19 protein-coding genes, 1 tRNA gene and 3 pseudogenes are annotated in these 27,000 nt (G+C 71.1%); 14 read left to right on the forward strand and 9 right to left on the reverse strand.

Features of this window, described 5'->3' with window-relative positions; all coding sequences use genetic code 11:
- Positions 1-37: 37 nt before the first annotated feature.
- Positions 38-760 carry a DUF981 domain-containing protein gene (locus ACIQCZ_RS08405; protein ID WP_402280714.1) on the forward strand — a complete coding sequence of 241 codons (723 nt, stop codon included), beginning with the start codon at positions 38-40 and terminating at the stop codon, positions 758-760.
- A gap of 106 nt (positions 761-866) precedes the next feature.
- Here the strand turns inward: ACIQCZ_RS08405 and ACIQCZ_RS08410 are convergent, their stop codons facing one another.
- On the reverse strand, positions 867-1,433 hold the full coding sequence (locus tag ACIQCZ_RS08410) for an AAA family ATPase (RefSeq protein ID WP_402280716.1): 567 nt from the start codon (positions 1,431-1,433) through the stop codon (positions 867-869).
- Between the two features lie 400 nt (positions 1,434-1,833).
- Between ACIQCZ_RS08410 and ACIQCZ_RS08415 the strand changes: the two genes are divergently transcribed.
- The 3 genes from ACIQCZ_RS08415 (at position 1,834) to ACIQCZ_RS08425 (ending at position 6,037) form a co-directional block, all read left to right on the forward strand.
- Positions 1,834-4,533 (forward strand): alpha/beta fold hydrolase, encoded by a 2,700-nt coding sequence (locus tag ACIQCZ_RS08415; protein ID WP_402280718.1) that lies wholly within the window; start codon positions 1,834-1,836, stop codon positions 4,531-4,533.
- Positions 4,530-5,405 (forward strand): ABC transporter permease, encoded by an 876-nt coding sequence (locus ACIQCZ_RS08420; RefSeq protein ID WP_402280719.1) that lies wholly within the window; start codon positions 4,530-4,532, stop codon positions 5,403-5,405. The genes ACIQCZ_RS08415 and ACIQCZ_RS08420 overlap by 4 nt, the downstream gene beginning before the upstream one ends.
- Before the next feature lie 182 nt (positions 5,406-5,587).
- Positions 5,588-6,037 carry a DUF1772 domain-containing protein gene (locus ACIQCZ_RS08425; protein WP_402280720.1) on the forward strand — a complete coding sequence of 150 codons (450 nt, stop codon included), beginning with the start codon at positions 5,588-5,590 and terminating at the stop codon, positions 6,035-6,037.
- Positions 6,038-6,128: 91 nt separating this feature from the next.
- Here the strand turns inward: ACIQCZ_RS08425 and rhaS are convergent, their stop codons facing one another.
- From rhaS to ACIQCZ_RS08450, 5 genes are all read right to left on the reverse strand, one after another.
- A complete protein-coding gene (gene rhaS / locus ACIQCZ_RS08430) occupies positions 6,129-7,214 on the reverse strand; it encodes a rhamnose ABC transporter substrate-binding protein (RefSeq protein ID WP_402280721.1) in 1,086 nt (361 codons plus the stop codon).
- Positions 7,215-7,358: 144 nt separating this feature from the next.
- A complete protein-coding gene (locus ACIQCZ_RS08435; RefSeq protein ID WP_402280723.1) occupies positions 7,359-8,420 on the reverse strand; it encodes an ABC transporter permease in 1,062 nt (353 codons plus the stop codon).
- The gene (locus ACIQCZ_RS08440; protein ID WP_402280725.1) at positions 8,404-9,465 is read right to left on the reverse strand and encodes an ABC transporter permease; all 1,062 of its coding nucleotides are present in this window, start codon (positions 9,463-9,465) and stop codon (positions 8,404-8,406) included. Before ACIQCZ_RS08440 ends, ACIQCZ_RS08435 begins: the two co-directional genes overlap by 17 nt.
- A complete protein-coding gene (locus tag ACIQCZ_RS08445; RefSeq protein ID WP_402280727.1) occupies positions 9,462-11,006 on the reverse strand; it encodes a sugar ABC transporter ATP-binding protein in 1,545 nt (514 codons plus the stop codon). The genes ACIQCZ_RS08440 and ACIQCZ_RS08445 overlap by 4 nt, the downstream gene beginning before the upstream one ends.
- A gap of 219 nt (positions 11,007-11,225) precedes the next feature.
- On the reverse strand, positions 11,226-11,984 hold the full coding sequence (locus tag ACIQCZ_RS08450) for a nucleotidyltransferase (protein ID WP_402280728.1): 759 nt from the start codon (positions 11,982-11,984) through the stop codon (positions 11,226-11,228).
- Between the two features lie 323 nt (positions 11,985-12,307).
- Between ACIQCZ_RS08450 and ACIQCZ_RS08455 the strand changes: the two genes are divergently transcribed.
- From ACIQCZ_RS08455 to ACIQCZ_RS08470, 4 genes and pseudogenes are all read left to right on the forward strand, one after another.
- A complete protein-coding gene (locus ACIQCZ_RS08455; RefSeq protein ID WP_402280730.1) occupies positions 12,308-13,813 on the forward strand; it encodes an FG-GAP and VCBS repeat-containing protein in 1,506 nt (501 codons plus the stop codon).
- A gap of 342 nt (positions 13,814-14,155) precedes the next feature.
- Positions 14,156-14,956 carry a hypothetical protein gene (locus tag ACIQCZ_RS08460; RefSeq protein ID WP_402280731.1) on the forward strand — a complete coding sequence of 267 codons (801 nt, stop codon included), beginning with the start codon at positions 14,156-14,158 and terminating at the stop codon, positions 14,954-14,956.
- Positions 14,957-15,342: 386 nt separating this feature from the next.
- The gene (locus ACIQCZ_RS08465; RefSeq protein ID WP_402280733.1) at positions 15,343-15,801 is read left to right on the forward strand and encodes a hypothetical protein; all 459 of its coding nucleotides are present in this window, start codon (positions 15,343-15,345) and stop codon (positions 15,799-15,801) included.
- Positions 15,802-15,974: 173 nt separating this feature from the next.
- Positions 15,975-16,193: pseudogene (locus ACIQCZ_RS08470) on the forward strand (short-chain dehydrogenase); the annotation flags it as partial.
- 10 nt (positions 16,194-16,203) lie between these two features.
- Here the strand turns inward: ACIQCZ_RS08470 and ACIQCZ_RS08475 are convergent.
- Positions 16,204-16,305 (reverse strand): annotated as a pseudogene (locus tag ACIQCZ_RS08475) (IS5/IS1182 family transposase); the annotation flags it as partial.
- A 116-nt stretch (positions 16,306-16,421) separates the two neighbouring features.
- On the opposite strand from ACIQCZ_RS08475, the gene ACIQCZ_RS08480 reads away from it, so the two are divergent.
- Positions 16,422-17,534, forward strand: coding sequence for a PP2C family protein-serine/threonine phosphatase (locus ACIQCZ_RS08480; protein ID WP_402280734.1), 1,113 nt, complete (start codon positions 16,422-16,424; stop codon positions 17,532-17,534).
- 291 nt (positions 17,535-17,825) lie between these two features.
- On the opposite strand, the gene ACIQCZ_RS08485 is transcribed toward ACIQCZ_RS08480, so the two are convergent.
- Entirely contained in the window at positions 17,826-19,169 is a 1,344-nt protein-coding gene (locus tag ACIQCZ_RS08485) for a BTAD domain-containing putative transcriptional regulator (RefSeq protein ID WP_402280735.1), read from the reverse strand.
- Positions 19,170-19,308: 139 nt separating this feature from the next.
- Between ACIQCZ_RS08485 and ACIQCZ_RS08490 the strand changes: the two genes are divergently transcribed.
- Complete coding sequence (locus tag ACIQCZ_RS08490; protein WP_402280737.1) at positions 19,309-19,824, forward strand: hypothetical protein; 516 nt, start codon at positions 19,309-19,311, stop codon at positions 19,822-19,824.
- Between the two features lie 683 nt (positions 19,825-20,507).
- On the opposite strand, the gene ACIQCZ_RS08495 is transcribed toward ACIQCZ_RS08490, so the two are convergent.
- Positions 20,508-20,580: transfer RNA gene (locus tag ACIQCZ_RS08495), tRNA-Arg, on the reverse strand.
- 328 nt (positions 20,581-20,908) lie between these two features.
- Here ACIQCZ_RS08495 and ACIQCZ_RS08500 point away from each other — a divergent pair.
- From ACIQCZ_RS08500 to ACIQCZ_RS08515, 4 genes and pseudogenes are all read left to right on the forward strand, one after another.
- Positions 20,909-22,567: a dynamin family protein gene (locus ACIQCZ_RS08500; RefSeq protein ID WP_402281257.1), complete on the forward strand. Its 1,659-nt coding sequence runs from the start codon at positions 20,909-20,911 to the stop codon at positions 22,565-22,567.
- Positions 22,567-24,513, forward strand: a complete 1,947-nt coding sequence (locus ACIQCZ_RS08505; RefSeq protein ID WP_402280739.1) for a GTPase — start codon at positions 22,567-22,569, stop codon at positions 24,511-24,513. The genes ACIQCZ_RS08500 and ACIQCZ_RS08505 overlap by 1 nt, the downstream gene beginning before the upstream one ends.
- A 100-nt stretch (positions 24,514-24,613) precedes the next feature.
- Positions 24,614-24,979, forward strand: a pseudogene (locus ACIQCZ_RS08510) (single-stranded DNA-binding protein); the annotation flags it as partial.
- A 563-nt stretch (positions 24,980-25,542) separates the two neighbouring features.
- Complete coding sequence (locus tag ACIQCZ_RS08515) at positions 25,543-26,994, forward strand: LAETG motif-containing sortase-dependent surface protein (protein WP_402280741.1); 1,452 nt, start codon at positions 25,543-25,545, stop codon at positions 26,992-26,994.
- Positions 26,995-27,000: the final 6 nt, after the last annotated feature.

Raw genomic sequence — 27,000 nt, forward strand, 5'->3', positions numbered from 1 at the left:
GCCCGATAAATAACATATACAGCGATACGCTCCGCGAATGACCCCCCATGCCATCTCCCTGGCGGCAACCGGCCTGAAGATCGACTGGACCAGGATGCCGACGTACAACACGATCATGTCGGTGGCCGCCGGTGCCGGGCTGCTGCTCGTGGTGATGCTGGGGCGTCAGCTCCTCACACCCGGACGCACCATCACCCCCGAGGGCTGGGTGCTGGCTTTCGGAGCCATCGGCTTCACCCTGGTGACCACCGGCCTCCACATGACCCTGACCTGGCCGCTGGCCGGACAGGGCTTCCCGTTCGACAACGTCATCTTCGGCGAGCCGGCACTCGCCTTCGGCGTCTTCCTTCTCGCGGCGAGCTTCTACCTCTGGAAACGCGGCGCCGAACTCAACAGCGCCGATCGCATCGTTCGCACGTCCCGCGTCGCCTCGCCCATCTCCGTCTTCGTGTTCGGCCTCGGGCTCGCCTGTTTCGGGATCGCCGCCGCGGGCTGGAAGTACACCCTCTTCGCCGCGCCGCCGGAGGAACCCATCTCCGGGGAGTTCGCGAAGTGGCCGGTGCTGGAAGCGAGCTTCATGTCCGGGCTCTACGTCCTGGTGGGCATCGGCGCGCTCCTGTTCCCGTTCGCGCTGCGTCGGCCCAGAAGCTGGATGAGCCCGGTCATCGGGGTCGTCTGGGGTCTGGCCGGACTGGCGTTCCTGTTCTTCGGGGGGCTGAACTACTTCACCCACATCGGACTCATCGTCAACACCATGTGAACCGCACCCGATGCCGCTCGGGCAACGGGCCGGGACCGGGCGGCGCTGCGAAGAGCTCCCGGCGCGCTCCCTCCTCGCAGCGACGCACCGCAGAAGGCCGCCGCCCTCACGGCGAAAGCACCGTCCCGCTCGTGCCCGCCGGATCCGCCCACCCCGTCACGGCCACCACCTCGCGCGCGATGTCCATGACCTTCCTGCCGTCCGTCGCCAGCCGGACCGTGTCCGCCGGTGAACGTGCGTCCAGGAGACGGGCCTTGCGGACGCTGTTCGCCACCTCACGGCCGAGTTCCGAGCCGATCTCGCGGCCCGCGAGCCGGCCGTACGTCGTGGTGTCGGAGGCGGTGAGCAGGACCCGCACGATCCGTACGTCCGCACCCATCGCATGCTCGAACATCGCCGCCGACTCCGGCAGCACGCTCACCGTGTTCGTATAGATCAGGCGCCGGTAGCCGAGGTCCGCGAAGTTGGACCAGACCGCCGTCAGGTTGCGCTCGGTGATTCCCGCCCGGTGCGGATCGCCCTCCGGCGCCGGATGGACCTGGCCCATCAGATCGCCCTCCACCACCGCGTGCGCCGCCTCGACGGCCCGCAGCTGCGCCGAGACCTCCCAGGCCACCGTCGACTTGCCTACGCCCGCGCGCCCGCCGATGAGCAGTACCTCTGCGTGATCCATGTCGGCAGGGTGCCAGCCCCTGCGGTCTCGCGCGATCCGATTGCGCGGGCGCGCCGGGCGGGGCCGCCCGAACGCGCCCGCCCGAGCCGCGCGGCATACCGCGTACGGAGTACGGCGGACGGACGCCCTACGCCGCAAGGGGGCGGGAGAGTTCCCCCCTGGCGGCTGCCCGCACGCGGCGAACGCCCGCTTGGACCGACCGGCGAATGGGGGGCGGCGTCGCGGGGCCGGGCACGCACATCCGCGGCGTTGTCGTCGGTCGACAACTCCCCCATAGCCCGAAAGGCATGGGAGGGGCCCCCTCCGCGTTGCCTCCCCCCTCCGCCTTGCAGGCGCACGCACCCGGCCCCGCTCCTTCTTCCACCCCCCTCATTTGCCGGTCGGTCTTAGAGTCGGGGCCATGGAGACCCCTGATACGCGTACGTCCCGGTGGTGGCGACCGCCGCCCCGTAAACGCGGCCGATGGGCCGCGGCACTCGCGGTACTCGTCGTGCTGGCCGGCGCGGGGGTCTGGACCGCCGCGGCCGACGACGGCGGGCCCGCCGTGCACCGCCAGGACCGGATGATGCGGATCGACGGGGTGTCCATCGACACCTCGTACTTCACCACCGGGGGCACGGAACGCCGGCCGGCCGTGCTGATCGGGCACGGGTTCGGCGGCAGCAAGAACGACGTGCGGGCGCAGGCCGAGCAGCTGGCCGGTGCCGGATACGCCGTGCTGACCTGGTCCGCCCGCGGGTTCGGGAAGTCGGGCGGAAAGATCTCGCTCAACGCCCCCGACCGCGAGGTCCGGGACGTGTCCCGGCTGATCGACTGGCTGGCGGACCGGCCCGAGGTGGAGCTCGACGCGGAGGGCGACCCGCGGGTCGGGGTCACCGGGGCCTCCTACGGCGGAGCCGTCTCGCTCCTCGCCGCCGGGTACGACAAGCGCGTCGACGCCATCGCACCGCAGATCACCTACTGGAACCTGGCCGACGCGCTGTTCCCCAACGGGGTCTTCAAGAAGCTCTGGGCCGGAATCTTCATCACCACCGGCGGCGGCTGCCAGAAGTTCGAGCAGCGGCTCTGCGCGATGTACGAACGGGTCGCCGCCGACGGAAAGCCGGACGCCGCCGCGCGTGCGCTGCTGAGCGAGCGTTCGCCGAGCGCCGTCGCCGACCGCATCAAGGTGCCCGCGCTGATCGTCCAGGGCCAGAGCGACTCCCTCTTCCCGCTCGGCCAGGCCGACGCCATGGCCAAGGCGATCAGCGGCAACGGCGCACCGGTCGCCGTCGACTGGATCGCCGGCGGGCACGACAGCGGTGAGACGGAGACCGACCGGGTGAGGCAGCGGATCGCCGGTTGGTTCGACCGTTACCTGAAGGGCGACAAGGGCGCCGACACCGGCCCGGGATTCCGCGTCACCCGGACCGGCGGCGTCGACTCCACCGACGGGGCGGTACTCACCCGAGGGGCCACCAGCGATACGTACCCGGGGCTGACCGGCGGCGGTGAGACCTTCGACCTCGGGCGTCGGACCAAGACGTTCCGTAACCCCGCCGGGGCCAACCCGCCCGCCATCTCCGCCGTTCCCGGCATCGGCGGCGGTCTCTCCCGGCTGTCCTCCCTCGGCGTCGGCCTCTCGATCGACTTCCCCGGACAGTTCGCCCGCTTCGACTCGGCCCCGCTGGACACGTCCCTGCGCGTCACCGGTTCCCCGACCGTGCGGGTCCGCGTCGACGCGGGGCGCGGCGACGCCGTGCTGTTCGGCAAGGTGTACGACGTGTCGCCGGACGGCAGACAGCAGGTGCTGCCCTCCCAGCTGGTCGCACCCTTCCGGATCACCCCGGACCGACAGGGCGGACCCGTGACCCTGACCCTGCCCGCCATCGACCACTCGTTCGACGCGGGACACCGGCTCCGCCTGGTCCTCTCCGCCACCGACCTCGGCTACGCCTCACCGGCCGAGCCGACGACGTACGAGGTCACCACCCTCGGCCCGCTGACCGTCCCCACCGTCCCCGCGCTGAGGACCGCACCGGCCACCCTGCCCTGGTGGACCTGGGGGCTCCCGGCCGCCGCCCTCGTGATCGCCGCCCTGCTGCTGCTCACCGCCCGCCGCCGTACCGCCACACCCGCACCCGATCCGGCGCTCGCCGAGGTGCCCCTCCAGATCAGCGGCCTGTCGAAGAAGTACGCCGGGTCCGCCGACCTTCGCCGAGCTCTCAGCTTCGTTCGAACGGGGGAGGCCGCCTTCGCCGTGAAGGAGTTGTCCTTCCGGGTCGAGAAGGGGCAGGTGCTCGGGCTCCTCGGACCCAACGGCGCGGGCAAGACCACGACCCTGCGCATGCTGATGGGCCTCATCACGCCCGACGACGGCGAGATCCGCGTCTTCGGGCAGGCCATCCGGCCGGGCGCGCCCGTGCTGTCGCGCGTCGGCTCGTTCGTCGAGGGCGCAGGCTTCCTGCCGCACCTGTCCGGACGCGCCAACCTGGAGCTGTACTGGCAGGCCACGGGGCGCCCCGCCGAGGACGCGCACATCGAGGGGGCCCTGGAGATCGCCGGTCTCGGCGACGCCCTGGCCCGTGCCGTCCGTACGTACTCGCAGGGCATGCGGCAACGGCTCGCCATCGCCCAGGCCATGCTCGGTCTGCCGGACCTGCTCATCCTCGACGAACCGACCAATGGACTCGACCCGCCCCAGATCCGGGAGATGCGCGACGTGATGATCCGGTACGCGGCCGGGGGCCGTACCGTCATCGTCTCCAGCCACCTCCTCTCCGAGGTCGAACAGTCCTGCACCCACCTCGTGGTCATGGACCGCGGCCGGCTCGTCCAGGCCGGCCCCGTCGCCGAGATCACCGGCTCCGGCGACATGCTGCTCGTCACCAGCGCGCAGGACGTGGCCGAACCCCTCGTGGAGAAGGTGGCGGCGCTGCCGGGGATCGGCTCGGCCGTCCGTACGGACGGCGGACGCGGGCTGCTCGTCCGGCTCGACGGAGCCACCTCCTCCGAGCTGATCGCCGAACTGGTCCGGCTGGACGTGCCCTTGACCGGTGTCGGCCCCCACCGCCGCCTGGAGGACGCGTTCCTCACCCTGATCTCCGGAGGCTCCGCATGAGTGCCGCAGCCGATCTCACCGAGGCCGCCGAGGCCCCGGGCTACCGCGCCCGGCGAACCCTGCCGCTGCGCGTCGAGGCGGTACGTCAGCTGCGCAGGCGCCGCACCCTGCTCATGGGCGGGGTCCTGGCCGCGCTGCCGTTCATCCTGATCACCGCGTTCGCGATCGGCGGCACACCGTCCTCACGGGGCGGCGGCGACCGGATCACGCTGATGGACACCGCGACCGCGTCCGCCGCGAACTTCGCCGCGACCTGCCTGTTCGTGTCCGCCGGGTTCCTGCTCGTCGTACCGGTGGCGCTGTTCTGCGGGGACACCGTCGCCTCCGAGGCCAGTTGGTCGTCGCTGCGCTATCTGCTGGCGGCGCCCGTGCCGCGGGCCAGACTGCTGTGGAGCAAGCTCGTCGTGGCGCTCGGTTTCAGCCTGGCCGCGATGGTGCTGCTGCCGCTGGTCGCACTGGCCGCGGGAACCGCCGCGTACGGATGGGGGCCGCTCCAACTCCCCACCGGCGGCGCGCTCGCGACGTCGGCCACCGTGCCGCGTCTCGCCCTCGTCGTCGCGTTCGTCTTCGTCTCCCAACTCGTCACCGCCGGGCTGGCGTTCTGGCTGTCGACGAAGACCGACGCCCCGCTGGGCGCGGTCGGCGGCGCGGTCGGACTGACCATCGTCGGCAATGTGCTGGACGCCGTCACCGCGCTCGGCTCCTGGCGCGAATTCCTGCCCGCGCACTGGCAGTTCGCCTGGGCGGACGCGCTCCAGCCCGATCTGGAATGGGGCGGCATGGCGAAGGGCGCGGCGATCTCGGTGACGTATGCCCTGATCCTGTTCGCCTTCGCCTTCCGGGGGTTCAGCCGTAAGGACATCGTGTCCTGAGCTCGATATTCCGCCGACTCCCCGGTCTTTGTTGCCGCATCGGACCGGGTGAGCCGGCGGGCCGTGCGCCGGCCCGCCGAACGGCCTCGCCGACCGGGGAACGGCCCCCGGGAACGGCCCCGGTCGCACAGACCTGCGAAAGTCGGCTGTGCGGCCTGCCCACCGACGTCATGATGGGCATCATGTCCTCCCTGTTCCTGGCGCTCGCCGTGATCACGACCGGCCTCTACGCCGGATTCCTGCTGACGTTCCTGACCGCGATCATGCCCGGCATCGCGGTACTGCCCGATGAGCGGTTCACGGCCGCGATGCGCCGCTTCAACGAGAAGGTGCCCGGACCGGTCTTCCTGGTCCTCTTCCTCGGTGTGATCGCCTTTCCGGCCGCGGCGGCCGTCGTCGGGGACGGCGGCATCGGCCGACTGCTCGCCTTGGCGGCACTGGCCTGCGCGGTCGTCAGTCACCTGATCACGATCGTCGGGAACATCCCGTTGAACTATCGGCTCGCGGAGTCCGAGGGCGGTGACGACGGCGCGGCCCGCGCGGCGTTCGAGTCCCGCTGGAACAGCCTCCACCGGATCCGGACGGTCCTGTCCCTCGCCGCGTTCGCGCTGCTGGCCGTGGCCGCCGCGTAGGACGCGCCCCGCAAAGGACGGGGGCCGGTTCCCTGCCGTGGAGGAACCGGCCCGCCGTGCGTCATGCGAGGTGGAAGACCTCGGTGTGCGCTCAGAAGTTGAACGTGTCGATGTTCTTCCGGTCGAAGACGGTCGGCTCGCCGAGGATGACCTCGCCGTCCTTGCCGATCGTGTACTCACCGAGCCTTCCGGCCTTGAACTTCTGGCCCTCCGCGCCGCTGATCTGCCCCGAAGCCAGCGCGGCGGCGGCGTACGAACCGAGATAGCCCAGCTCCTGCGGGTTCCACAGCGAGAACTGCTCGACGGTGCCGTCCTTGACGTACTTGCGCATCTGGTTCGGCGTGCCCAGCCCGTTCAGCACGACCTTGCCCTTGTACGAGGAGTCGCTCAGGTAGCGGGCGGCGGCGGCGATGCCGACGGTGGTCGGCGAGATGATGCCCTTGAGGTCCGGGTACGCCTGCATCAGGCCCTGCGTCTGCTGGAACGACTTCTGGTCCGCGTCGTCCCCGTACGCCACCTTCACCAGCCGCATGTCCTTGTACTCGGGCAGCTTCAGCTCGTCCTTCATGAACTCGATCCAGGTGTTCTGGTTCGTGGCGTTCTGCGTGGCCGAGAGGATCGCGACCTTTCCCTTGTAGCCGATCTGCGCACCGAGGTGCTGGACCAGGCTGCGGCCGATCTCCTCCGAGCTCGCCTGGTTGATGAAGAGCTGGCGGCAGTCCTTCGCCGTGTCGGAGTCGTACGCGACGACCTTGATGCCCTTGCGCATGGCCTGCTTCAGCGGGCCGCACACCGCGTTCGGGTCGTTGGCCGCGACCAGGATCGCGTCCTGCCGCTGCTGGATCAACGTGTTGATGTAACTGACCTGCGAGGAGGCGCTGGCGTCGGACGGGCCGACCTCCTTGCCCGTCCCGCCGTACTCCCCGGCGGCCGCGATGCCCGCGTCGTCGACGATCTTCTCGTACGGGTTGTTGATCTGCTTGGGCAGGAAGGCGAGCTTCAGGCCCTTCTTCAGCGGCGCGTTCGGGTCCGCCTTCGCCGTGGTCCCGGCCTGTGCGGAGTCCTTGCCCGCGCTGTCCTTCGTCGTGCCGGAACAGGCGCAGAGCGCGAGAGCGAGCGAGACGGCGGTGGTGGCGGTCGCGAAGGCGCGGCGCCCGGCGGCATTGCGGAGCATCATGGCGGCGATGTGCCTTTCGAAGAGGTACGGGGCATTCGGCGAGGTACGAGTGCTCTCGGGGAGGTACGGGGCTTTCGAAGGGGTGCGGGTGCTCTCGGGGAGGTACGGGGCTTCCGAAGAGGTGCGGGGAGGGGAACGAAGCGGTCAGGGCCGCGCGTTCGCGGCGCGCCGGTGCCGTCGTTCGACGACGGAGGCGATCACCCGGGGCGTGAGGACGGACGCCACGAGCAGCAGACCGGTCACGATCACCTGCACCTCGTTGGCCACGTCATTGAGCGTCAGCAGGTTCTTCAGGATCCCGATCAGCAGCACCCCGGCGACCGCGCCGAAGAGCGTTCCCTTTCCGCCGTCGAAGTCGATGCCGCCGAGCAGCACGGAGGCGATGACGAGCATTTCGAATCCGAGACCGTTGTCGGCGCGGGCACTGCCGTACCGGAGGGTGAAGACGACGCCGGAGAACGAGGCGAACAGCCCGGCCACGACGAACAGCAGCAGTTTGATCCGCTTGACCCTGATCCCTGCGAAGTACGCCGCCTCCTCCTGGGCGCCGATCGCGAACAGCGAACGGCCCGGCCCCGTGGCGTGCAGCACGATCGCCGTGATCACCGCGAGGACGATGAACAGCACGACGGGATACGTCAGGAAGGTGCCCGGCACGGTGGTGGTGTCGACGGCCCAGTCCGTGTACTTCTGCGGGAAGTCGGTCACCGCGTCGCTGCCGAGCGCCACCGACGCCAGACCGCGATAGAGGGCCAGGGTGCCGATGGTGACGGCCAGCGACGGCAGCCCCACCCGGGTGACCAGCCAGCCGTTGAGCAGCCCTCCCGCCACACCCGCCAGCAGCACGACGGGCACGATCGCCTCGAACGCCCAGCCCGCGTTCCACAGCGCGCCGGTGAGCGCGCTGCCCAGGCCCAGCATGGAGGCGACGGACAGATCGACCTGACCGGCGACGACGAGGAGCGTCATCGGCAGGGCGATCACGGCGACTTCGACGATGTCGTTCAAGGCGAAGGCGAGATTCCCCGCGGAGCCGAAGCCGTCCGTGGAGCCGAGTCCGATGACGAAGACCGCCACCAGGAGCACACCGACCGCGGTGTCCCAGCGCAGGGCGGCGCTCCGCAACGGACCGCCCCCGGTCCTCGGCGTCCTCGCGGCGCCCGGCCCGGCAGGCACCGCCTCTTGCGTCTCAGGCGCCGTTCCCATGGCGGGCGCTCCTCTTCCTCAGGGCGGCGGTCATCCGCAGGTTGACGATCCGGTCGACGCCGATGGCCAGCAGGAGCAGCGCACCGGTGATGGCGCCCTGCCAGAAGGCGTCGACCTTCAGGACGATCAGGACGCTGCCGATGGTGGTGAGGAGCAGGGCGCCCAGCGCCGCGCCCCAGACCGTTCCCGTGCCGCCGGTGATGGCGACGCCGCCGACGACGACGGCACTGACGACGGTCAGCTCCCAGCCGTGCGCGTTGTCCGCCACGACCGTGCCGAAACGGGCCAGCCACAGGGCCCCGGCGAAGCCGGCGACGGCCCCGGAGAAGGCGTACGCGGCCAGGATCCGACGGCGGATCGGCACCCCGGCGAGCAGGGCGGCCTCCGGGTTCGAACCGATCGCGTACAGCTCCCGGCCGGAGCGGTAGCCGCGCAGGAAGTACGCGGTCGCGGCGAGCAGCACCAGGGCGATCAGCGGCAGATACGGTATTCCGATGACGCCGACGCTGCCGCTGCCGAACCCCAGGATCCGGTCCGGCACATCGGCGGCGCCGATCTGGTCGCCCTGGGCCCACCAGTAGTCGACGCCCTGAATGATGTAGAGCATGCCCAGCGTCACGACGAGCGCCGGGACCCTGCCGAAGCTGACCAGAGCGCCGGAGACGAGCCCGCAGACCACGCCAATGGCCACGCCGAGCAGCATCACGGTGAGCACGCCGTGGTCCGTCCCGGCGACGAACTTCCCGCAGGCGAAGGCGGAGAGGCCGACGACGGAGCCGACCGACAGATCGATGTTGCGGGTGATGACGACGGCCGACTGGCCGACCGCGAGCAGCACCAGGATCGAGGCGTTGAGCAACAGGTCCTTGATGCCCTGGTCGGACAGGAAGCGCGGATTGGCGAGGTACGTTCCCAGGACCAGCAGGACCAGCGCCCCGGCGATGGAGAACTCACGGGCCCGGAAGACCGCGTCCACGAGCGAGGCGGCGCTGCGGGGCGGGGTCTCGGCGCGGGTGTCCGACGGGGATTCGACGGTGGTGGTCATGCTGCCGCCCTCCCGCCCACGCCGGTCGCCGCCGCCATGACCGTCTCCTCGGTGGCGCCCCCGCGCGGGAGTTCGGCCACGAGCCGGCCCTCGCGCATCACGAGCACCCGGTCGGCCATCCCGATCACCTCGGGCAGATCGGAGGAGATCATCAGCACCGCGAGCCCGTCGGCGGCCAACGAGGAGAGCAGCCGGTGCACTTCGGCCTTGGTGCCGACATCGATGCCACGGGTCGGCTCGTCCACGATGAGGACGGACGGTTCGGTCGCGAGCCACTTGGCGAGCACGACCTTCTGCTGGTTGCCTCCGGACAGCACGCCGACCGCGTCGGTCAGCCGGCTGTACTTCAACCGGAGGCGTACGGCCCAGTCGGCGGCCCTCTCGTGTTCCAGGGCACGGCGGACGAGGCCGCCCCTGCGGACCTCGCCGAGGCCGGTGAGCCCGATGTTGCGTTCGATGGACAGCTCCATGACCAGCCCGCGCTGACGACGGTCCTCGGGCACGAGCGCGAGCCCGGCGGCCATCGCTGCGGCCGGCGACCCCGGCCGCAGCATGGTGCCGGCCACTCGTACCTCCCCGGCGTCCGCCCGGTCGACGCCGAAGACCGCCTGGGCGACCTCGGTCCTTCCGGCACCGACGAGCCCGGCGAGCGCGACGATCTCGCCGCGCCGGACCTCGAACGACACATCGCGGAAGACACCTTCGCGGGTCAGACGGCCGACGGACAGGGCGACGCCGCCGACCGCCGCGTCCTGCTTCGGGTAGAGGTCCTCCAGATCGCGTCCGACCATCCGTCGCACCAGATCGTCCTCGGTGAGTCCGGCCAGCGGTCCGGAGGAGATCGGACGGCCGTCGCGCAGCGTCGTGACCCGCTCGCACAGCTCGAAGATCTCGTCGAGCCGGTGCGAGATGAAGAGCACGGCCGCGCCCTGGTCGCGCAGTGTCCGCACGACGGAGAAGAGCCGGGCCGTCTCGCCGCCGGTGAGCGCGGCCGTCGGCTCGTCCATGATCAGGACCCGGGCGTCGAAGGAGAGCGCCTTGGCGATCTCGACGATCTGCTGGTCGGCGATGGAGAGCCCACGGGCCGGCCGGTCGGGCGACAGATCGACACCGAGCCGGCGCATCAGCCCCTCGGTGGCCTCGCGCACGGCGCGGTGGTCGATCCGGCCGAGCCCGCGCCGGGGCTGGCGGCCCATGAAGATGTTCTCCGCGATCGACAGGTCGGGGAAGAGCGTCGGCTCCTGGTAGATGACGGCGATCCCGGCGGCGCGGGCGTCGGCGGGTCCGTGGAGGACGACGGGCCGACCGTCGAGCAACACCTGTCCGCCGTCCGGGCGATGCACTCCGGCGAGCGTCTTGATGAGAGTGGACTTGCCCGCGCCGTTCTCCCCGGCGAGCGCGTGGATCTCGCCGGGGAGCAGGGACAGGGACACGTCCCGAAGGGCACGTACGGCACCGAAGGACTTGCTCACGTCGCTCAGCGCCAGGACCGGGGCCGCCCGGTCCGTGGCCGGGGACGGGCCCGTGGCGGGCTGGTTCATGGGTGCTCCTCAGCGGTGGGATGCGCCGACGGGATGCGGTGGCCCTCACGCCATGAAAGGTTTCAATGAGACAGCTCGGAAGCTAGACGGGGACTGCTCGCGCAGTCAATGGGTCGGTGACGAGAACTTCTCGCGGTCGAGGGTGGGGAGTGGTGTGAACGAGCGGAAAATCTGAATCGATTCAGGCTTTCCGGCGAATACCGCTCGTCAGGGGTTCGGTCACTGCGACAGTGCCCGCTCGATGCCCGCCCGGACGAAGGAGCGCGCCAGGCGCCCCCGTCGGACGCGCCACTTCGGGGAGGCCGGGCGCGGATCGGCTCCGTAGCGCCGGTGGTGGATGTCGGCGACGACCTCTGCGGGAGCCCCCGACTCGGCCAGCACTTCCAGCGCCTCCCCCTTGGTGATGAGCCGCCCGTCCCGCAGGGTCACCGATGCCCGCGCGAGGGTCAGCAGTCCGTGGTCCACCCAGACATCGCGGAGCCAGAGGGACGGCTTGGCGCTCGCCGGATACCAGTAGTCCTTGAGGTCGCTCCGGACGAACTCCGCCAGCTCCCGGTCGGAGACCTCCGGGACGAGCCCGGCGGGTCCCGGCCCGAACAGCGACAGCCCGCCCGTACTGAGTTCCCGTCGGCCGACCGCGGTGACCGGCCGCTCGAACAGCCGCCCCTGTGCCCAGGTCACATGGTCGCGTCCCACCTCAGGGAGCATCGAACGCACCACGTAGGAGCAGTGCAGCAGCGAGGCCCCCGGCACATCAGCGATCAAGGTGCGGTGCAGAAGCCCGAGTTGCCGCCTCTGGGAGTCGCTGACCGCCGACGCCACGAGGGCCACGAGGTCGAGGTCGCTGCGTCCGTGCTGATAGTCCCCCAACGCCAGGGACCCGTGCACCCAGACCGCCTCCAGGGGCACGACACGACCGGCGTCGGCGATGAAGCGGTCCAGAAGAGGCCCGGCGGGTCGTTTCTCGGCGGCGTCCATGGAACCGACTATGGCACGGTGCATCCGGTGGCGCGGGGGTCACGGGCGATCGGCTCAGCACGCACCCGCCGGAACCGTTGGAGCAGGAGGTCACGCGCGGGGCCGGTCATGGCACGCATCCTCAACTTCGGGCGGCTGCCGCCGTCGGCCGATCTCCTCAGCGGCCCGGCACCGGGTTCGCGCGTCAACTCACGTGAGGTGGAGGCGCTGTGACGGTTCATGCCGAAACGCAACCCTCGGCCGTGCGCGCCGGTCTGAGTCTGCACAGTGCCGTGCCCGGCGCACGGCACACCCCCCAACTCCGAACGAACGAAGGAGTCCACGTGGCACACCGTGCTCTCGGATCCACCGTGGCCCTCGCCATCACCGTGGCGACCGCCGTGATCACCCTCCCCGCAGCCCAGGCGTCGACGCCCGCCCCCGTCACGGCCTCGGCGTCCCCCGCGGGGGCCGTGCCCACCCCGGCCCCGCGACGCGACGACTTCAACGGCGACGGCTACCCCGACATGGCGTTCACCGCGCCCGGTGCCACCGTCGGCGGGAAGGCCGGAGCCGGGTACGTGGGTGTGGTGTACGGCTCCAAGGCCGGTCTGCAGACCTCCACCAAGCAGGTCTTCACCCAGGACTCGCCCGGAATCCCGGACACCGCCGAGGCCGGTGACGCGTTCGGCAGCTCGATGGTCTCCGCGGACCTGGACCGGGACGGGTACAGCGACCTCGTGGTCGGCGCCGGGACCGAGAAGGTCGGTACGGCCGACGCCGCCGGTTCGCTCACCGTGATCTGGGGCGGCCCGCAGGGGCTGTCCGGCGGTGCGACCCTGCTGACCGGCGACGAGCGGTACGCGGGGATCGGTGCCAAGACCGTCGTCGGCGACTTCGACGGCGACGGAGCCATGGACATCGTCACCCTCGGCATGGGCGACCTCCACGTCCTGTCCGGCCCGTTCAAGCGCGACGGCAGCGCCGCGGCCCCCGTCCGGGTGATCCGGGACATGGACGATCTGCGCCATCTCGACTTCGCCGCAGGCGACTTCAACGGCGACGGCCGCGACGACCTGGCCGCCGTCGTCCACGACGGCGACGAGTTCGACGCCCGGCGCATCCTCATCCGCAACGGCGGAGCCAAGGGCCTCGCCGAGAAGTACACCGTCGTCAACCGGCCGAACGGCTTCCGCCTCCAGGGCGGCGAGACCATAGCGGCCGGGCAGATCAACGGAGACAAGTACGCCGACCTCGTCGTGGGCCGCACGATCGAGGGCTACGACAGCGACCTGGACTATCCGCTCGCCCTCGGCGGCATGATCACCTACGTACCGGGCAGCGCCACCGGCCCGCGGGGCGACCGGGCCAAGGTCCTCAACCAGGACACCGCCGGAGTCCCCGGTGCCGCCGAAGTCCACGACGGCTTCGGCGCGTCACTGTCGATCGGCGACGTGAACGGCGACGGATACGGCGACATAGCCGTCGGCGTCCCCTACGAGGACCTGGGCAGGACGAAGAACGCCGGCTCCGTCCTGGTCCTGCCCGGCACCGCGTCCGGCCCCACCGGGAAGGGCACCGTGGGCTTCAACCAGGACACGCCGGGCGTCCCCGGCGCGGCGGAGGCGAACGACCAGTTCGGCGGGGCCGTCAAACTGGTCGACGCCAACCGCGACGGCCGCGCCGAGCTGGTCGTCGGCGCCCCCGGCGAGAACGCGGACGCGGGCTCCCTGTGGGTGTTCCCGACCACTGCCTCCGGTGTGACGGCCAAGGGCTCGTTCACCTTCGGCCATGGCGTGCTGGGCACGGTGGCGAAGGCCGCGAAGCTGGGCTCCTCCTTCAATCGCTGACCGATCCGGAACCCCGTCGCCGGACCGCCGCGCACCGCGCGGCGTCCGGCGACGGGGTCCGGCCCGGCGAGCCGGTCGGGGGCGTGCATGCCGGAAGAGGGCGTCGCCGGACCGCTCGAGGCGCTGCGGCGCACACTTTCCCAAGGCGCTCCACCAGGGATTACGGGACAGCCCTTGATGTTCGCCCGGCCGTCCGGGTACGGCGGCGGCGCCCGCAGCCGTGCCGGGGGCCGAGGGCGCCGGCACGCCTCCTCCCGGGCCCGGCGCCCCGCCCCGTGGGCACACCCTGTGCGGGCTCCGTCCTGTCCGGTTCCGCGGTGCGGCGGCATAGACCCTGCGATCATGGCGGCGAAGGCGGAACACACGGCCGAGGGGGGCACGGTGATCTCTGAACCGGAGATGGCGGGGGAGTTCGATTCGGTCGAGACCCGCGAGGTGATGGCCGGCTTCGACCGGGAGCAGGCCGGGGGGCGTCGGCGGCGAGGACCGTGGCTGTGGGCGCTGGGCGGCGCGGTGACGGCGTCGGCCCTCTGGGGGGCGGCGCTCTTCCTGCACGGCCCGGGCGATCGAGAGCCCGACATGCACGGATACCGGCTGGACCGGGACCCTTGCCCGTCCCTGCGGCTGAAGTCGATCGGCGCGGCGATCGCACCGAGGGAGCGCACCACCGTGGCCGGCTCGACGATGTTGCACCATGCCGTCCTCGACCAGACCCAGTGCTTCATTCCTCTTCGTTCCCGGACCCGGGGGGAACGGGCCGGGAGGGGTTGGTCGGTCCACTACACCGTGGGAATCAAGGTGGAACTGCACAAGAGGACCGACCCCGCCCCGGAATTCGAGGCGCGGCGGCAGGTGACCGATCTCGGATTCGATCCCGAGGCGAAGCTGGAGACGGTTCCGGACATCGGCGACAAGGCGTATCTGCTGACCGGGGACGACGGCAACGTGGAGCTGCGGGTGCTGGAGGGCGGAGCGGTCTTCTCGCTGAGCCTCTCCTCCTTCACGCAGTACCTGGGCGACGGCCCCGGCGAGGACGACGGCGAGGGCACGGCCGTCGGCGGTCCGGACATCACGGACCTTTCCCCGTACCAGTCGGCCGTGATCGGTGACATGCGCGACCTGATGTCGAGCCTCAAGCGCTGAATCCGAGGAGTCACCGCACGGGCTGGCTCGCCTCCGCATCCGGCGCGACCTGGTACCGGCTGAGGTGCTGCGCGAAGAATCCCCTTGGCGGGAGGTGGCCACGCGATCTGCCGTCCTCAACTCGCCGTGGGCAGCGATCCGGAGACGGCACGCGCGGAGCGCCGACGACCAGGGGGCGCTGCGGCGCACGCATTCCCAACGTTCGCCTGCCGCTTCACCGGGGATCACGAGGCGACGAAGGCCCGGACCGCTGAGCGGTCCGGGCCACATGCCTTCCGAGTCCGTTGGTGGGCTCTGCGCGAGCGCGCAGGGTGCTGTTGCCGTTTGGTACGAGTGGTGGTGCGGGTGCACTTCGGGGATCACGGCGCAGCCCTTAGTCTGGGGACATGGACTGGGGGACCTTGCTCGGCACGGCACTTGGCGCGCTTGTGGGAGTCGGCTCGACCTTGATCGTTGATCGTGTCCGTTGGCAGCGTGATCAGACGGCACGGCAGCGGGACATAAAACGTCAGCTCTACGGCGAATACTTGGCCGCACTGATGCGGACAAGGAATCAGTTGAAGGACATCGCGTCATCATCTCTCGTCGCGGAGGATCGCGCCCTGCAGGCTGGGGAAGCATTCCGCGAGGGCGGGGCCTATGAGCTGCGTTACCAGATGTCCATCACCGCTTCCGCGGTCGTCGCCGAGCACTCGGACGCATCCCTCAGGCGACTGCGCGATGTACGGAACCAGATCCAGGAGGGCGCCACCGGCGATGACCTCAAAGATGCCTACCATGTATTGATCACCGTCATCAAGGCGCTCCGGGACGCGATGCGTCTGGACCTCGAAGCGAGCGAATGACGTCCGTCCGTGGGGATACTCCCGATGCGAAACCTGCAGGCCCAAGGGCTGTCCCGTAATCCCTGGCGGGCGTAAGACGACAGCTGCGGTATTCGACGGATCTCGCCGAGCCGGTCGGCGGGTGCCCGTCGGGCCTGTTGAACGCTCGACGACGAGGCATAGGCAGGCATGTCGCCCTCACCGTCCTGTACGCCCGGACGCCGGCCGAGGAGGGCTTCAAGGTCAACGCGCTCGCCCCCGGCCTGCGGGCCACCGATCTCGACCCGCGGGCCGCCTCTGCCGGTGGTGACCCGGCCGAGGCCGCCAGGGGCGCCCTCCGCCTGGCCCTGCTGCCGGACGGCGGCCCCACCGGTGGCTTCTTCTCCTGGGACGGAACGCCCGTGCCCTGGTGATCAGCCATGAGCGGCGTCGGGGACGGGTATCCCGGCGGCGGGTGGTCCAGGATCGGCGGATCAGGCTACGGACGGTGATGACGGTGTCGGCGAGATCGAAGAAGGCGCTGATGCTGCGCTCGATGACCCACCTTCGGCGCCCGAGCTGTTACGGGTTGTCCTGGGCCCGGCGGGCTACCGGCTCTGTGTCCGACCGGTTCGATGCAATTGCCCCTATATGCTGCTTATGTGAACTGGTCGGATCGATTCTGGCGCAGTGCGGGCAGCAGCCCCGGGGAGCAGGTGGTGCGTCTGGCGCCCCTGGCACTGATCGCCATCATCACTGTGGTTGCCTTCGTCACTCCGAGCAACCTCCACTTCAGCCGCTTTCTCTCACTCGCCCCCGCTCTCGCTGCCTCGATATGGCCAGTGGTCGGAACGGTGGCCATCGGTGCGCTCGCCGCGGCCCTCGACGTAGTGATCGCCGTGACCATCGGCAGTGTGAGTGAGGAGCTCACACACCTGTTCACCCTCGCGGTGATCGTGGGCGCCACCGCCGCGGCCGCCTGCGCCAGCCATGTGCGCCAGCGGCGGGAGCGGACCCTCGCCGAGGTTCGTTCCGTCGCCGAGACGACCCAGAAAGTCGTGCTGCGCCCCATGCCGCACCGCCTCGGCCGGCTGCACATCGAGGCTCTGTACCTGGCCGCCGCGGCCCAGGCCCGCGTAGGCGGCGACTTCTACGAGGCACTGGAGACGGTCCACGGCGTCCGCCTGATCATCGGAGACGTACGCGGCAAGGGCCTCCCCGCGGTCGGCATGGCCTCAGCGATCCTCGGCTGCTTCCGCGAAGCCGCGTACGACGAGCCGGACCTGGCACGGGTGGCAGGCCGACTGGACGTCAGCACGAGCCGCTACACCGCACTGCTGCCCGGCGACCCGATGGAGTACTTCGCCACGGCCGTGCTCGTCGAGATCCCCGACGACGGATCCGCCGTCGGCATCGTCAACCTGGGGCACCCCCCTCCGCTGCTGCTCAGCGCGGGAATGGTCCGCGAGGTCACCCCCACGGCTCCCTCGCCACCCATCAACATGGGCGCGCTGGTCGGGGAGGACTACCGCATCGACACCTTCTCCTTCGCCGCGGAGGACCAGCTGCTGCTCTACACCGACGGCGTCACCGAGACCCGCGACCGCACCGGCGCGTTCTTCCCGCTGGTGCAGCACGCGGGACAGTGGGACGCGGGCTCCCCGTCCCGGCTGCTCGGACAGTTGCACAGCGACCTGGTCCGCTTCAGCCACGGCCGTCTCGACGACGACATCGCGGCCATCGCCGTCCATGCGGCGGCCGGCACGCCGTCGTGAAGGCGGGGTCGGTGAAGATCCTGTCCCACTTACGAGCCGGCGCGTGACAGCAGGTGAGGTTCGTCGCCCACTCCGCAAGATCATGTACGTCGGTGGACGGGGGACGCCGGATCGGTCGGCAGAGGCACTACAGGCTGCCGGGCGTCGAGCGGCCTCAGGGAATCCGCCACGAGGGGCTCGGGAAGGGCCGATTCGCGATCAATTTCCGGAGGACGACCTGGTCCGGGCCCGGATCTTCGACAGTCCTCTCCGCGCGAGCGGAGGTGTGGCGTGAGGGGGTCGGTGCCTGCGTCAGCGGCCGCTGGACATCCGTTTGGCGCCGCAGGTCGCCAAGCTGCACCATCTGCGGCGCCCGCTCGCGTCGAGGAACAGCCAGCCGCAGTCCTCACTGGGGCAGCTGCGAACCATGAAGCGCCGTGGGTCCGCGAGCAGTTCGCCCGAACTACGGGCCACCGCGCAGACGGGCAGCCGCAAACGGGCGGAGGGGGAGGGCTGCCAGCGTCCGAGACCGTCCTCGCCACGGGTGAAGACCGAGTGCCTGGCGGCGTCCTCCACGGTGCCGGCCACCGCCTTGAAGGCACGGGCGTCGCCCGGATCGGCCAGGCAGGCATACAGCTTCGTACGGAACTGCCGAGCCTCGGCGAGCGCTGCGGCAGCCTCGTCGGGGTGCCGCAGCGCCTGTTCACGCAGCCGGGTGACCAACTGGTCCTCGATCAGGTCCATATGGCCGGCCCATACAGCGAGCGTGGCGTAGCTTCGCAGCCACTCCGATCCCGGTAGCCGGTCCCCGCCCCAGCCCGCGTAGGTGTTGCAGAACTCCAGTGCGGGATGCCCGCTCGTGCTCCATGGCAGCCATTGGTCGCCGACCCGCACGGCGTATACGGGTCCGGGAGGCCGGTCGAGTCGGTGGTCGCCACGCAACATGCGATCGTGCAGCGTCTGCAGTTCCGCACCCGGTTCGATGCCGAACTCGGTAACCAGCGCCTTACGCGTGCTGCGGTACAGCTCAAGGGCATCGGCCTGGCGGCCGCCGCGGTAGAGAGCGGTCATCTGGGCGGCGACCAGCCGTTCCCGCCCTGGACACTCCTCGACCAGCGGTGTCAGATCCGCCACGACGCGGTCGTGAAGACCCATGGTGAGCTGCACCTCCGCTCGCCGCTCCACGGCGGAGAGGCGAAGCTCGTCGAGAGGACCGCCGAGGCGGGTGCGCAGCCGGTCGTCGGCCACGTCGGCGAGCAGCGGGCCCCGCCACAGCCCGAGGGCCCAGTCGTAGAGGCGGACTTGCTCCGCGGGGTCACCGGCATCGGCCGCCTGCCGGACGAGGAGGGTGAACTCCTGCGCGTCGATCGTATGAGGGCCCTGCTCGACGGCGTAGCCGTCATGCCGGGTTTCGACCGGCACTCCGTACGGCTTGAGAGCGGCACGCAACCGACCTATGTAGGTGTGGATGGTGCCGCGGGCAGAGGCAGGCGCATCGCCGTTCCACAGCAGGTCGATGAGGCGCTCGGTCGTCACGGCGCGACCCGCGTGCAGCAGCAGGACCGACAGCAGACACCGCTCCTGGCGACGGCTGCCTGCCAGCACCTGTCGTCCCTCGTGGCGGGCGGCGAACGGACCGAGCAACTGGAACTCCATGGCGCTCGACAGCCTAAGGGCCGGCCGAGCGTCCGCAGTCCGTGCCGGTCGTGGTGAGGGTTTGGTCAGAGACCGGCGGAACACTGGCGTACGCCTCTTCGGCGAAACCTTCCTTTCAACCCTCTGCCCAGGGAGAGTCATGCGACGAACCGTTCTCGCGCCGCTGGTGCTTGCCGCCGCGCTCATGGGAGTACAGCCCGCGTCGGCCGCACCCGCCGCCACCGGCACCGGGTGGGAGCCGGCACCTTCCACCTCGTGGGACGTCGGCGCCGGGCTGCGGTGCGACTTCCCCGTCCACGGCGAACCCGTCATCGACAAGGTGAAGAAACTTGTACTGGACACCTATCCCGACGGTACCGTGAGGCGCGTCGCGTACAAGGGCGATCTGGTCGTACGGATCACGAACACCGGGACCGGCGCCTTCTACGACGCCGACGCGAGCGGCTCGGCCATCGTCGAGCACCGAACCGACGGCTCTCAGTTCTGGGCCGTGCACGGCCCGGTGCTGGCCGGTATCGGTGAGGGAAAGGGCAACTTGCCGCGCGGCCTGTACATCGTCGACGGGGTGTACACGATGGACATCAGCTCCGTCGGGTACAAGGCCGTGAACCTGGTGCACGGGGCAACGGACGACCTCTGCGCCCGCATCGACTGACGCCTTCCTGTAACCGGAGCACCGGGGCCGCACCACGAGTCAGTGGGTGGTGAGGGATCCGGGCAGAACGCCCGCGCAGGCGCTCAGGACGTCTCCTTGGGAAGCTCGTGTTCCCTGGCCCCGGTTGCCCTGCTGACCTGCGGTCAAGAGCGCCGGTGCCCCTGCTCGGCCGCCGCTCGGTTCCCCGGCTTTCCCGTGGTCTCCCGCGCAACCTGGCACGCGTCTGGCACGACCTCCTCCTGATCTCAAGAGGCGGCTCGAAGCTGCGGGGGATCTTCCCGGGATGCCGGATGCCGGCTGACTGGTCCGGTCGAAAGCTTCGACACGTAGCCGAAAACTTCGACACGTATTGGGTACGGCCACCCGCGAAAATCCGGTGACGGCCGGACAGCGCCGGACCCTCCCCATCGTGACCTGGGAAGGGTCCGGCGCTTGGATCGACCGGCAGATGGGGGGTGGGAGAAGGAGCGGGGCCGGGTGCGTGCGGCTGCGAGGCGGAGGAGGGAGGCAACGCGGAGCGTTGTCGACCGACGACAATGCCGTGGATGTGCGTGCCCGGCCCCGCGACGCCGCCCCCCCATTCGCCGGTCGGTCTTATGCGTTCGCTACGCCGCCCTCGCTACGGTGCGGTGACCCGCAAAAAAGGCCCTCCCGAGGGAGGGCCTGATGTCGTGCGGGCAACGCGCCCCCGGCAGGACTCGAACCTGCGGCCAAGCGCTTAGAAGGCGCCTGCTCTATCCACTGAGCTACGGGGGCCGGATGGTGGCCTCGGCGGCCTGGAGCCCTGAGGCCTGGCCGGTCGGTGACCTGCCGGGACAAGGATAGGGCTCCGATGGCCTCGACCCGGTTGCTTCACCTGCGTGGCACGATGTGGAGGTTCGGTGAAGCGAACCGATAATCGCAGGTGGGTGGGATTCGCGCATCGCTTTTGACGCCTCGCGCCCCGGGTGTTGTGCACTCGTTATGCCTGCGCCCCACTCGTCCCCTCTGTCCGGACTCCGCCCCAAGGGGAGAACCGGCGCGCAGAGGCGGCTATACGCTTCAAAAAGGCTTCAAAATTGGGCATTCTTCGCATGTGGTGACCTTGGACGTACGGCCTCAGCTCATCGACGCACTTTCCGCCCTGCGCGACCGTGTCGCTGCCGTGCGTCTTCCACTTCCGCTGCCGGGAGCCCCGCGCGCTCGCCTGACCCGGAGCGAGCTGCTCGCCCAGCTCGACGACTATCTGCTTCCCCGGCTCAGGGACCCTGAAGCACCCCTGCTCGCCGTCATCGGCGGCTCCACCGGGGCCGGGAAGTCGACGCTCGTCAATTCGCTGGTGGGACGGCCGGTCAGCGAGGCCGGGGTACTGCGGCCGACCACGCGGACACCCGTGCTCGTCTGCCATCCGGACGATCACCACTGGTTCGCCGGGGGCCGTGTGCTGCCGCAGCTCACCCGGGTCTGGCTGCCGCCGGAGGAGCCGGGGGCGCGGGGCCGGTGCGACGAGCTGGACGCCCTCGACGGATTCGACGGGAGCGGGGACGAGGACGGAACCGTGCTGCGCGTCGAGACCGCCGCCGGGTTGCCGCGCGGGCTCGCGCTCCTCGACGCGCCCGACATCGACTCGCTCGTGGTGCGCAACCGGATGCTGGCCGCCGAGCTGATCTCCGCCGCTGACGTGTGGGTCATGGTGACCACGGCCTCCCGGTACGCGGACGCGGTGCCGTGGCATCTGCTGCGTACCGCCAAGGAGTACGACGCCTCGCTCGTCACCGTCCTCGACCGGGTGCCGCACCAGGTGATCGGCGAGGTCTCGCGGCAGTACGGGGCGCTGCTCACCAAGGCGGGCCTCGGTGAGGTGCCACGCTTCACCATTCCCGAACTGCCCGAATCGGCCGGCGGCGGCAGTGGGCTGCTTCCCACCACCGCGGTCGCCCCGTTGCGGGCCTGGCTGACCCACCGCGCCCAGGACCCGGCGGCGCGCCAGCAGGCGGTCGGGCGCACGGCGGCCGGGGTGATCGCCTCGCTGGACGTGCGGATGCCCGCGCTGGCCGGGGCCGTCGCGGCGCAGCACGCGGCCGCCGTGCGGCTGACCGGTGTGGTCGAGGACGCGTACCGCACGGAGGGCGCCCGGGTCCGGCGGCGCCTGGCGAACGGCGGTGTGCTTGCCGGGGACGCCCGCACCCGCTGGCGCGGATACCCGCTGTACAGCACCTCCGAGGAACTCCTCGAAGCGCTGGTGGAGAGCCTCGCCGCGCTTCTGCAGTGCGCCGTGGCGGCCGCCGACGAACAGATCCGCACGACCTGGCGGCGCGAGCCCGCGGCCGGGGTCTTCGGTTTCGAGGACGTCGGCCGGGAGGCCGGGGGGTGGGGGCCCGCCGAGGACATCCGGGGCCGGATCGCCATGGCCGTACGACGCTGGTGGCGGGTGCTGGAGGAACTCGCCGAGGAGGAGGTGCGCCGACTCGAACGCAACGCCGCGCCGGACGCCGGGACCGTGACGGCGTTGCTGGCCGCCGCGCTGCTCGGCGGCCGGCGCACCCGCGGCGCCGGCGAACAGCTCGCCGAACGGATCGGTGCCCAGGGTGCGCTGCGGCTGCGCGACAAGGGCGGCGCCCTGCTCGCCGACTGCCTCGACCGGGTGCTGGACGGCGAGCGCGACCGGCGGCTCGCGCCGCTCGACGCACTCGACGTGGCGCCGGAGCCGCAGGCCGAACTGATCGCCGCCCTGTCCGTACTGCAGAAGGAGAGGTGGCAGTGATGACTGCCGTCATTGACGAGGGGCCCGGCCGGGGCGAGAGTCCCGCTTCTCACGAGGACCGCGACCAGGACGGCCCCGCCCGGGGCCGGGCGCCTCAGGCGCGCGGCGACTGGAACGACGGGCTCATCGCCCGGCGCGCGGCCGTCAGGGCGGCGGACCCCGAGCCCGGCGCCGCCCCGGACGACGACGTGCGTCCGCCGCAGGTCGAGGCGTACGTACCCTCCGGCGGTCCGCTCGGGCCGCGGCTCGACGCGCTGCGTGAACTCGTCGGACTGTCCAGGGCCAGGCTCGACCGGACCACCCTCGCCGAAGCGGGGCGCGTGCTCGACGAAGCGGCGGCCCGTCGGCGGCTCTCCTCCCGGCACACCGTCGTCGCCATCGCCGGAGCGACCGGCAGCGGCAAGTCGACGCTCTTCAACTCCCTCGCGGGCGTCCAGATCTCCGACACCGGGCTGCGCAGGCCGACCACCGCCGCGCCCATCGCCTGCTCCTGGACCGACGGGGCCGCCGGACTGCTGGACCGGCTCGCCATCCCCGGACGGCTCCGGCGCAGGCCGCTGCAGGGCGGTCCGGACGCCGACGAGGCGCTCCAGGGGCTCGTCCTCGTCGACCTGCCCGACCACGACTCGGCGGCGACCGGACACCGTGATCAGGTCGACCGGGTGCTCGCGCTGGTCGATGCGGTGATCTGGGTCGTCGACCCGGAGAAGTACGCGGACGCGGCCCTGCACGAGCGCTACTTGCGGCCGCTCGCCGGGCACGCCGAGATCACCTTCGTCGTCCTCAACCAGATCGACCGGCTGCCCGGCGACGCCGCCGACCAGGTGCTCGACGATCTGCGGCGACTGCTCGACGAGGACGGCATGGCGCTCGGCGAGCACGGCGAACCGGGCGCCACCGTCATGTCCCTGTCCGCGCTCACCGGCGAAGGCATGGGCGAACTGCGTGAGGTGCTCGGCCGGTTCGTGCAGGAGCGCACGGCCGCCGCACGCAGGCTCTCCGCGGACGTGGACGCCGCAGCGGCCAGGCTGCGTCCGGTCTACGTCGCCGAGGGGCGCCCGGGTCTGGGCGAACGCGCCCGCGAGGAGTTCGCCGACCGGCTCGCGGAAGCCGTCGGAGCGGGCGCGGCGGGTCAGGCGGCCGAGCGCGAATGGCGCAGGAACGCCGGACGGGCCTGCGGCACGCCGTGGTTGCGGCTGTGGCGCTGGTACGAGTCCACCCGGCGGCCGGGGGGCCTGGAGTGCCCGGCGCGGCCCGCACCTCCCGAGGAGCAGCTCACCGCCCGGCAACGCGTCGAACAGGCGGTGCGGACGGTCGCGGACGGGGCCGCCGACGGACTGCCCGGTCCCTGGGCCCAGGCGGTCCGCGAGGCCGCGGTGAAGGGTGCCGAGGGACTGCCGGAGGCGCTCGACGAGCTGGCGGAGAGGACCGGCGCCGTGGACGGGCGCGGCCGGCCGACGGGCGGTGCGGGGGACGGGGGTGGCGATGCAGGTGAGGCGGGTCCGGGTGGTTCGACGGTCGTGGCGACCGGGGTGGCCGGGGCCTCCGGCGTGGCGCACAGCGGCCGCGTGGGCGGGAGGCCGCCGCGGCCCAGGTGGTGGGCCGCCGCCGTGCTGGCACAGGCGTCGATGACGCTGCTGCAGATCTTCGGCGGGCTCTGGCTGGTCGGCCAGATCGTCGGGGTATTCGCACCCGGGTTCCTCACGCCCGCCCTGGTGATGCTGGCAGGGGTCGTCGGAGGCCCGCTGGTGGAGTGGTCGTGCGCGGTCGCGGCCCGGGGGCCCGCGCGACGGTACGGACAGGAGGCCGAGCGGCAACTGCGCGAGGCGGCGGCGGCCTGCGGGCGGGCGCGGGTACTCGATCCGGTGGCCGCGGAACTCGTGCGGTACCGCGAGGTGCGGGAGCGGTACGTGACGGTGACGGAGTTTTCCACAACCGTCCGGTAGTCCACAGGCATCAGCGGCGTCTCCGCCTTCCCTTCAACCTGGTTCCGGTGACCGCGCGGCTGCGGTCGCCGGAACCGAAGGCCGAAGGGAAGGCGGAGTCATGAATGACACCCTGGTGACACTGGTGGGAAACGCGGCGACAGGCGTGGAGTTCCGGGAGACCGCGACCGGTGGAATGGCGCGATTCCGGTTCGCGGTGACACCGCGCCGTTGGGATCGCGGGAAACAGCTCTGGACGGACGGGCACACCAGTTTCTACACCGTGTGGGCCTGGCGGACCCTGGCGTCGAACCTGTCCGCTTCCGTCTCGGTCGGAGAACCGCTCGTCGTGCACGGCAGGTTGAAGGTCCGTGAGGAGGAACGGGAGGACCGGCGCCGGACGTTCGTGGACATCGAGGCGGTCGCCGTGGGACACGATCTGACACGGGGGACGGCCGCGTTCCGGCGGGTGGTGAGGAGCGAGCCGGGGTCGGTGGCACACCGGGGGAGTGTGGACGGGGCGGTGGACCGGGGCGAGGGACCGGGGCGCTCGGACGAGCCGGACTGGTCGGGCGGTCCGGCGCGGGAGACACGGGAAGCGCAGGAGGTGAGCGAGGCGCGGCCGGGTGGTTCGCGCGAAGCGCCAAGGGCCGAGGGGGTCGAGCAGGCCGAGCGGGTCGAGCGGTCCGCGCGGTCCGAGCAGGTCGAGCAGTCCGAGAAGTCCGAGCAGGCGGAACGGGTCGGCCGACAGCGGGCGCGGCGGCCGACGGTGCGTCAGAAGCGTGGCCAGGAACTCGCGTCGGTGTCGTGACCGGACGGGGGCGAGGGGACGGATCTGACGGAGGGTCGGATCCGACGCGTGTCGAGGCGCCGCGCGCGGTACCGGCGATAACGATTCTGATTCGGAATGGTTGTACGACGGTATGACGGGGGATTGTTCATCTCTTCCTCCTTAGGATTCCCCCGTACTCACGGGGCACTTGAGTCGACTGGCGAGGCAATCCCCACACGCGCATCAGGCGCGGAGGGCCTCGCCCGGAGGGGAATTCTGTGTTTTCTGCTTCTTCAGCGACCGTTTCGTCGTCCACGGAGACGACCCGTACTCCACGGCGGCGGGGCATGGCCCGGCTGGCCGCGTCGGTGGTGGCATCCGGTCTGGTCATGGCGGGCACCCTTGTCGGCGCGGGCGGCGCGGTCGCCGACGAGGCGCCGCAGCATCAAGGCGGCGCGGCTGCGGTCCTGGACGGGTTGAAGACCTACGACCGTGCCGTGCTCCACACGGACGGCAGGAACCAGCAGCTGCCCGCCGGTCTCTTCGAGATGACCGTCGACGGCGGCGGCAAGCTCAAGACGTACTGCATCGACATCCACAACCCCACCCAGGACCAGGCGAAGTACCTGGAGACCCCCTGGAACCAGACCTCGCTCGGCAGCAACAAGAACGCGGGCAAGATCCGCTGGATCCTGGAGCACTCCTACCCGCAGGTCGACGACCTCGCGGCGCTCGCCGAGCAGGCCGGCACCGGACCGCTCACCGAGAAGACCGCGGCCGCGGGCACCCAGGTCGCGATCTGGCGCTACTCGGACGACGCCGACGTCGACGCGACCGACAGCCAGGCCGAGAAGCTCGCCGACTGGCTGGAGCAGAACGCCGCCGACCAGGCCGAGCCCAAGGCGTCCCTCGCCCTGGACCCGGCCGCGGTCTCCGGCAAGTCCGGTGAGCGGCTCGGCCCGGTCACCGTCCACACCAACGCGGGCCAGGTCTCCGTGACCCCGCCCGCCGACGCCGCCAGCGGTGTCAAGATCACCGACAAGGGCGGTCGGCCCGTGGCCACCGCGTCCGACGGCGCCCAGCTCTACTTCGACGTCCCGGCGGGTGCCGCCGACGGTTCGGCCTCGCTGACCGTCCAGGCCACCACGTCGGTGCCCGTCGGCCGGGCCTTCGCCGGGGTGACCAAGAGCCAGACCATGATCCTGGCCGGCTCCAGCGAGTCCACGGTCTCCGCGACCGCCAACGCGACCTGGGCCAAGCAGGGTGCGATCCCGGCCGTGTCGGCCGAGAAGAACTGCGCCAAGGGCGGCGTGGACGTCACCGCGACCAACAAGGGCGACGAGGCGTTCACCTTCGAGCTGGCCGGGGCGAAGCACACCGTCGAGGCGGGCAAGTCCGAGACCGTGACCGTCCCGGTCGCCGAGGACCAGGCGTACGACATCACGGTGACCGGCCCCGGTGGCTTCACCAAGACGTTCAAGGGCGTCCTGGACTGCAAGACCAGCGGCAGCGGCACCGGCGGCAGCGGCACCGACACCCAGACCGGCGGCGACAAGCCCGCCCCGGCCACGACCGGTGGCGGCTCGACCGGCGGCTCGGGTGACCTCGCCGAGACCGGTGGCTCCAGCGCCACCCCGGTCATCGCGGGCGTCGCGATCGCCCTCGTCGTCGTCGGCGGCGGCGCGGTCTTCATGCTCCGCAAGCGCAAGACGCAGTCCTCCGCCCAGTAGTCACCG

Source organism: Streptomyces sp. NPDC093149 (assembly GCF_044754145.1).
Lineage (GTDB): Bacteria > Actinomycetota > Actinomycetes > Streptomycetales > Streptomycetaceae > Streptomyces.

Excerpts from the sequence above, each read along its gene's own strand:
- ACIQCZ_RS08420 (WP_402280719.1), top strand. The coding sequence starts at position 4,530 with ATGAGTGCCGCAGCCGATCTCACCGAGGCCGCCGAGGCCCCGGGCTAC.
- ACIQCZ_RS08445 (WP_402280727.1), bottom strand. The coding sequence starts at position 11,006 with ATGAACCAGCCCGCCACGGGCCCGTCCCCGGCCACGGACCGGGCGGCC.
- rhaS (WP_402280721.1), bottom strand. The coding sequence starts at position 7,214 with ATGATGCTCCGCAATGCCGCCGGGCGCCGCGCCTTCGCGACCGCCACC.
- ACIQCZ_RS08465 (WP_402280733.1), top strand. The coding sequence starts at position 15,343 with ATGGACTGGGGGACCTTGCTCGGCACGGCACTTGGCGCGCTTGTGGGA.
- ACIQCZ_RS08485 (WP_402280735.1), bottom strand. The coding sequence starts at position 19,169 with ATGGAGTTCCAGTTGCTCGGTCCGTTCGCCGCCCGCCACGAGGGACGA.
- ACIQCZ_RS08410 (WP_402280716.1), bottom strand. The coding sequence starts at position 1,433 with ATGGATCACGCAGAGGTACTGCTCATCGGCGGGCGCGCGGGCGTAGGC.
- ACIQCZ_RS08490 (WP_402280737.1), top strand. The coding sequence starts at position 19,309 with ATGCGACGAACCGTTCTCGCGCCGCTGGTGCTTGCCGCCGCGCTCATG.
- ACIQCZ_RS08405 (WP_402280714.1), top strand. The coding sequence starts at position 38 with ATGACCCCCCATGCCATCTCCCTGGCGGCAACCGGCCTGAAGATCGAC.
- ACIQCZ_RS08415 (WP_402280718.1), top strand. The coding sequence starts at position 1,834 with ATGGAGACCCCTGATACGCGTACGTCCCGGTGGTGGCGACCGCCGCCC.
- ACIQCZ_RS08460 (WP_402280731.1), top strand. The coding sequence starts at position 14,156 with ATGGCGGCGAAGGCGGAACACACGGCCGAGGGGGGCACGGTGATCTCT.
- ACIQCZ_RS08440 (WP_402280725.1), bottom strand. The coding sequence starts at position 9,465 with ATGACCACCACCGTCGAATCCCCGTCGGACACCCGCGCCGAGACCCCG.
- ACIQCZ_RS08450 (WP_402280728.1), bottom strand. The coding sequence starts at position 11,984 with ATGGACGCCGCCGAGAAACGACCCGCCGGGCCTCTTCTGGACCGCTTC.
- ACIQCZ_RS08435 (WP_402280723.1), bottom strand. The coding sequence starts at position 8,420 with ATGGGAACGGCGCCTGAGACGCAAGAGGCGGTGCCTGCCGGGCCGGGC.
- ACIQCZ_RS08425 (WP_402280720.1), top strand. The coding sequence starts at position 5,588 with ATGTCCTCCCTGTTCCTGGCGCTCGCCGTGATCACGACCGGCCTCTAC.
- ACIQCZ_RS08505 (WP_402280739.1), top strand. The coding sequence starts at position 22,567 with ATGACTGCCGTCATTGACGAGGGGCCCGGCCGGGGCGAGAGTCCCGCT.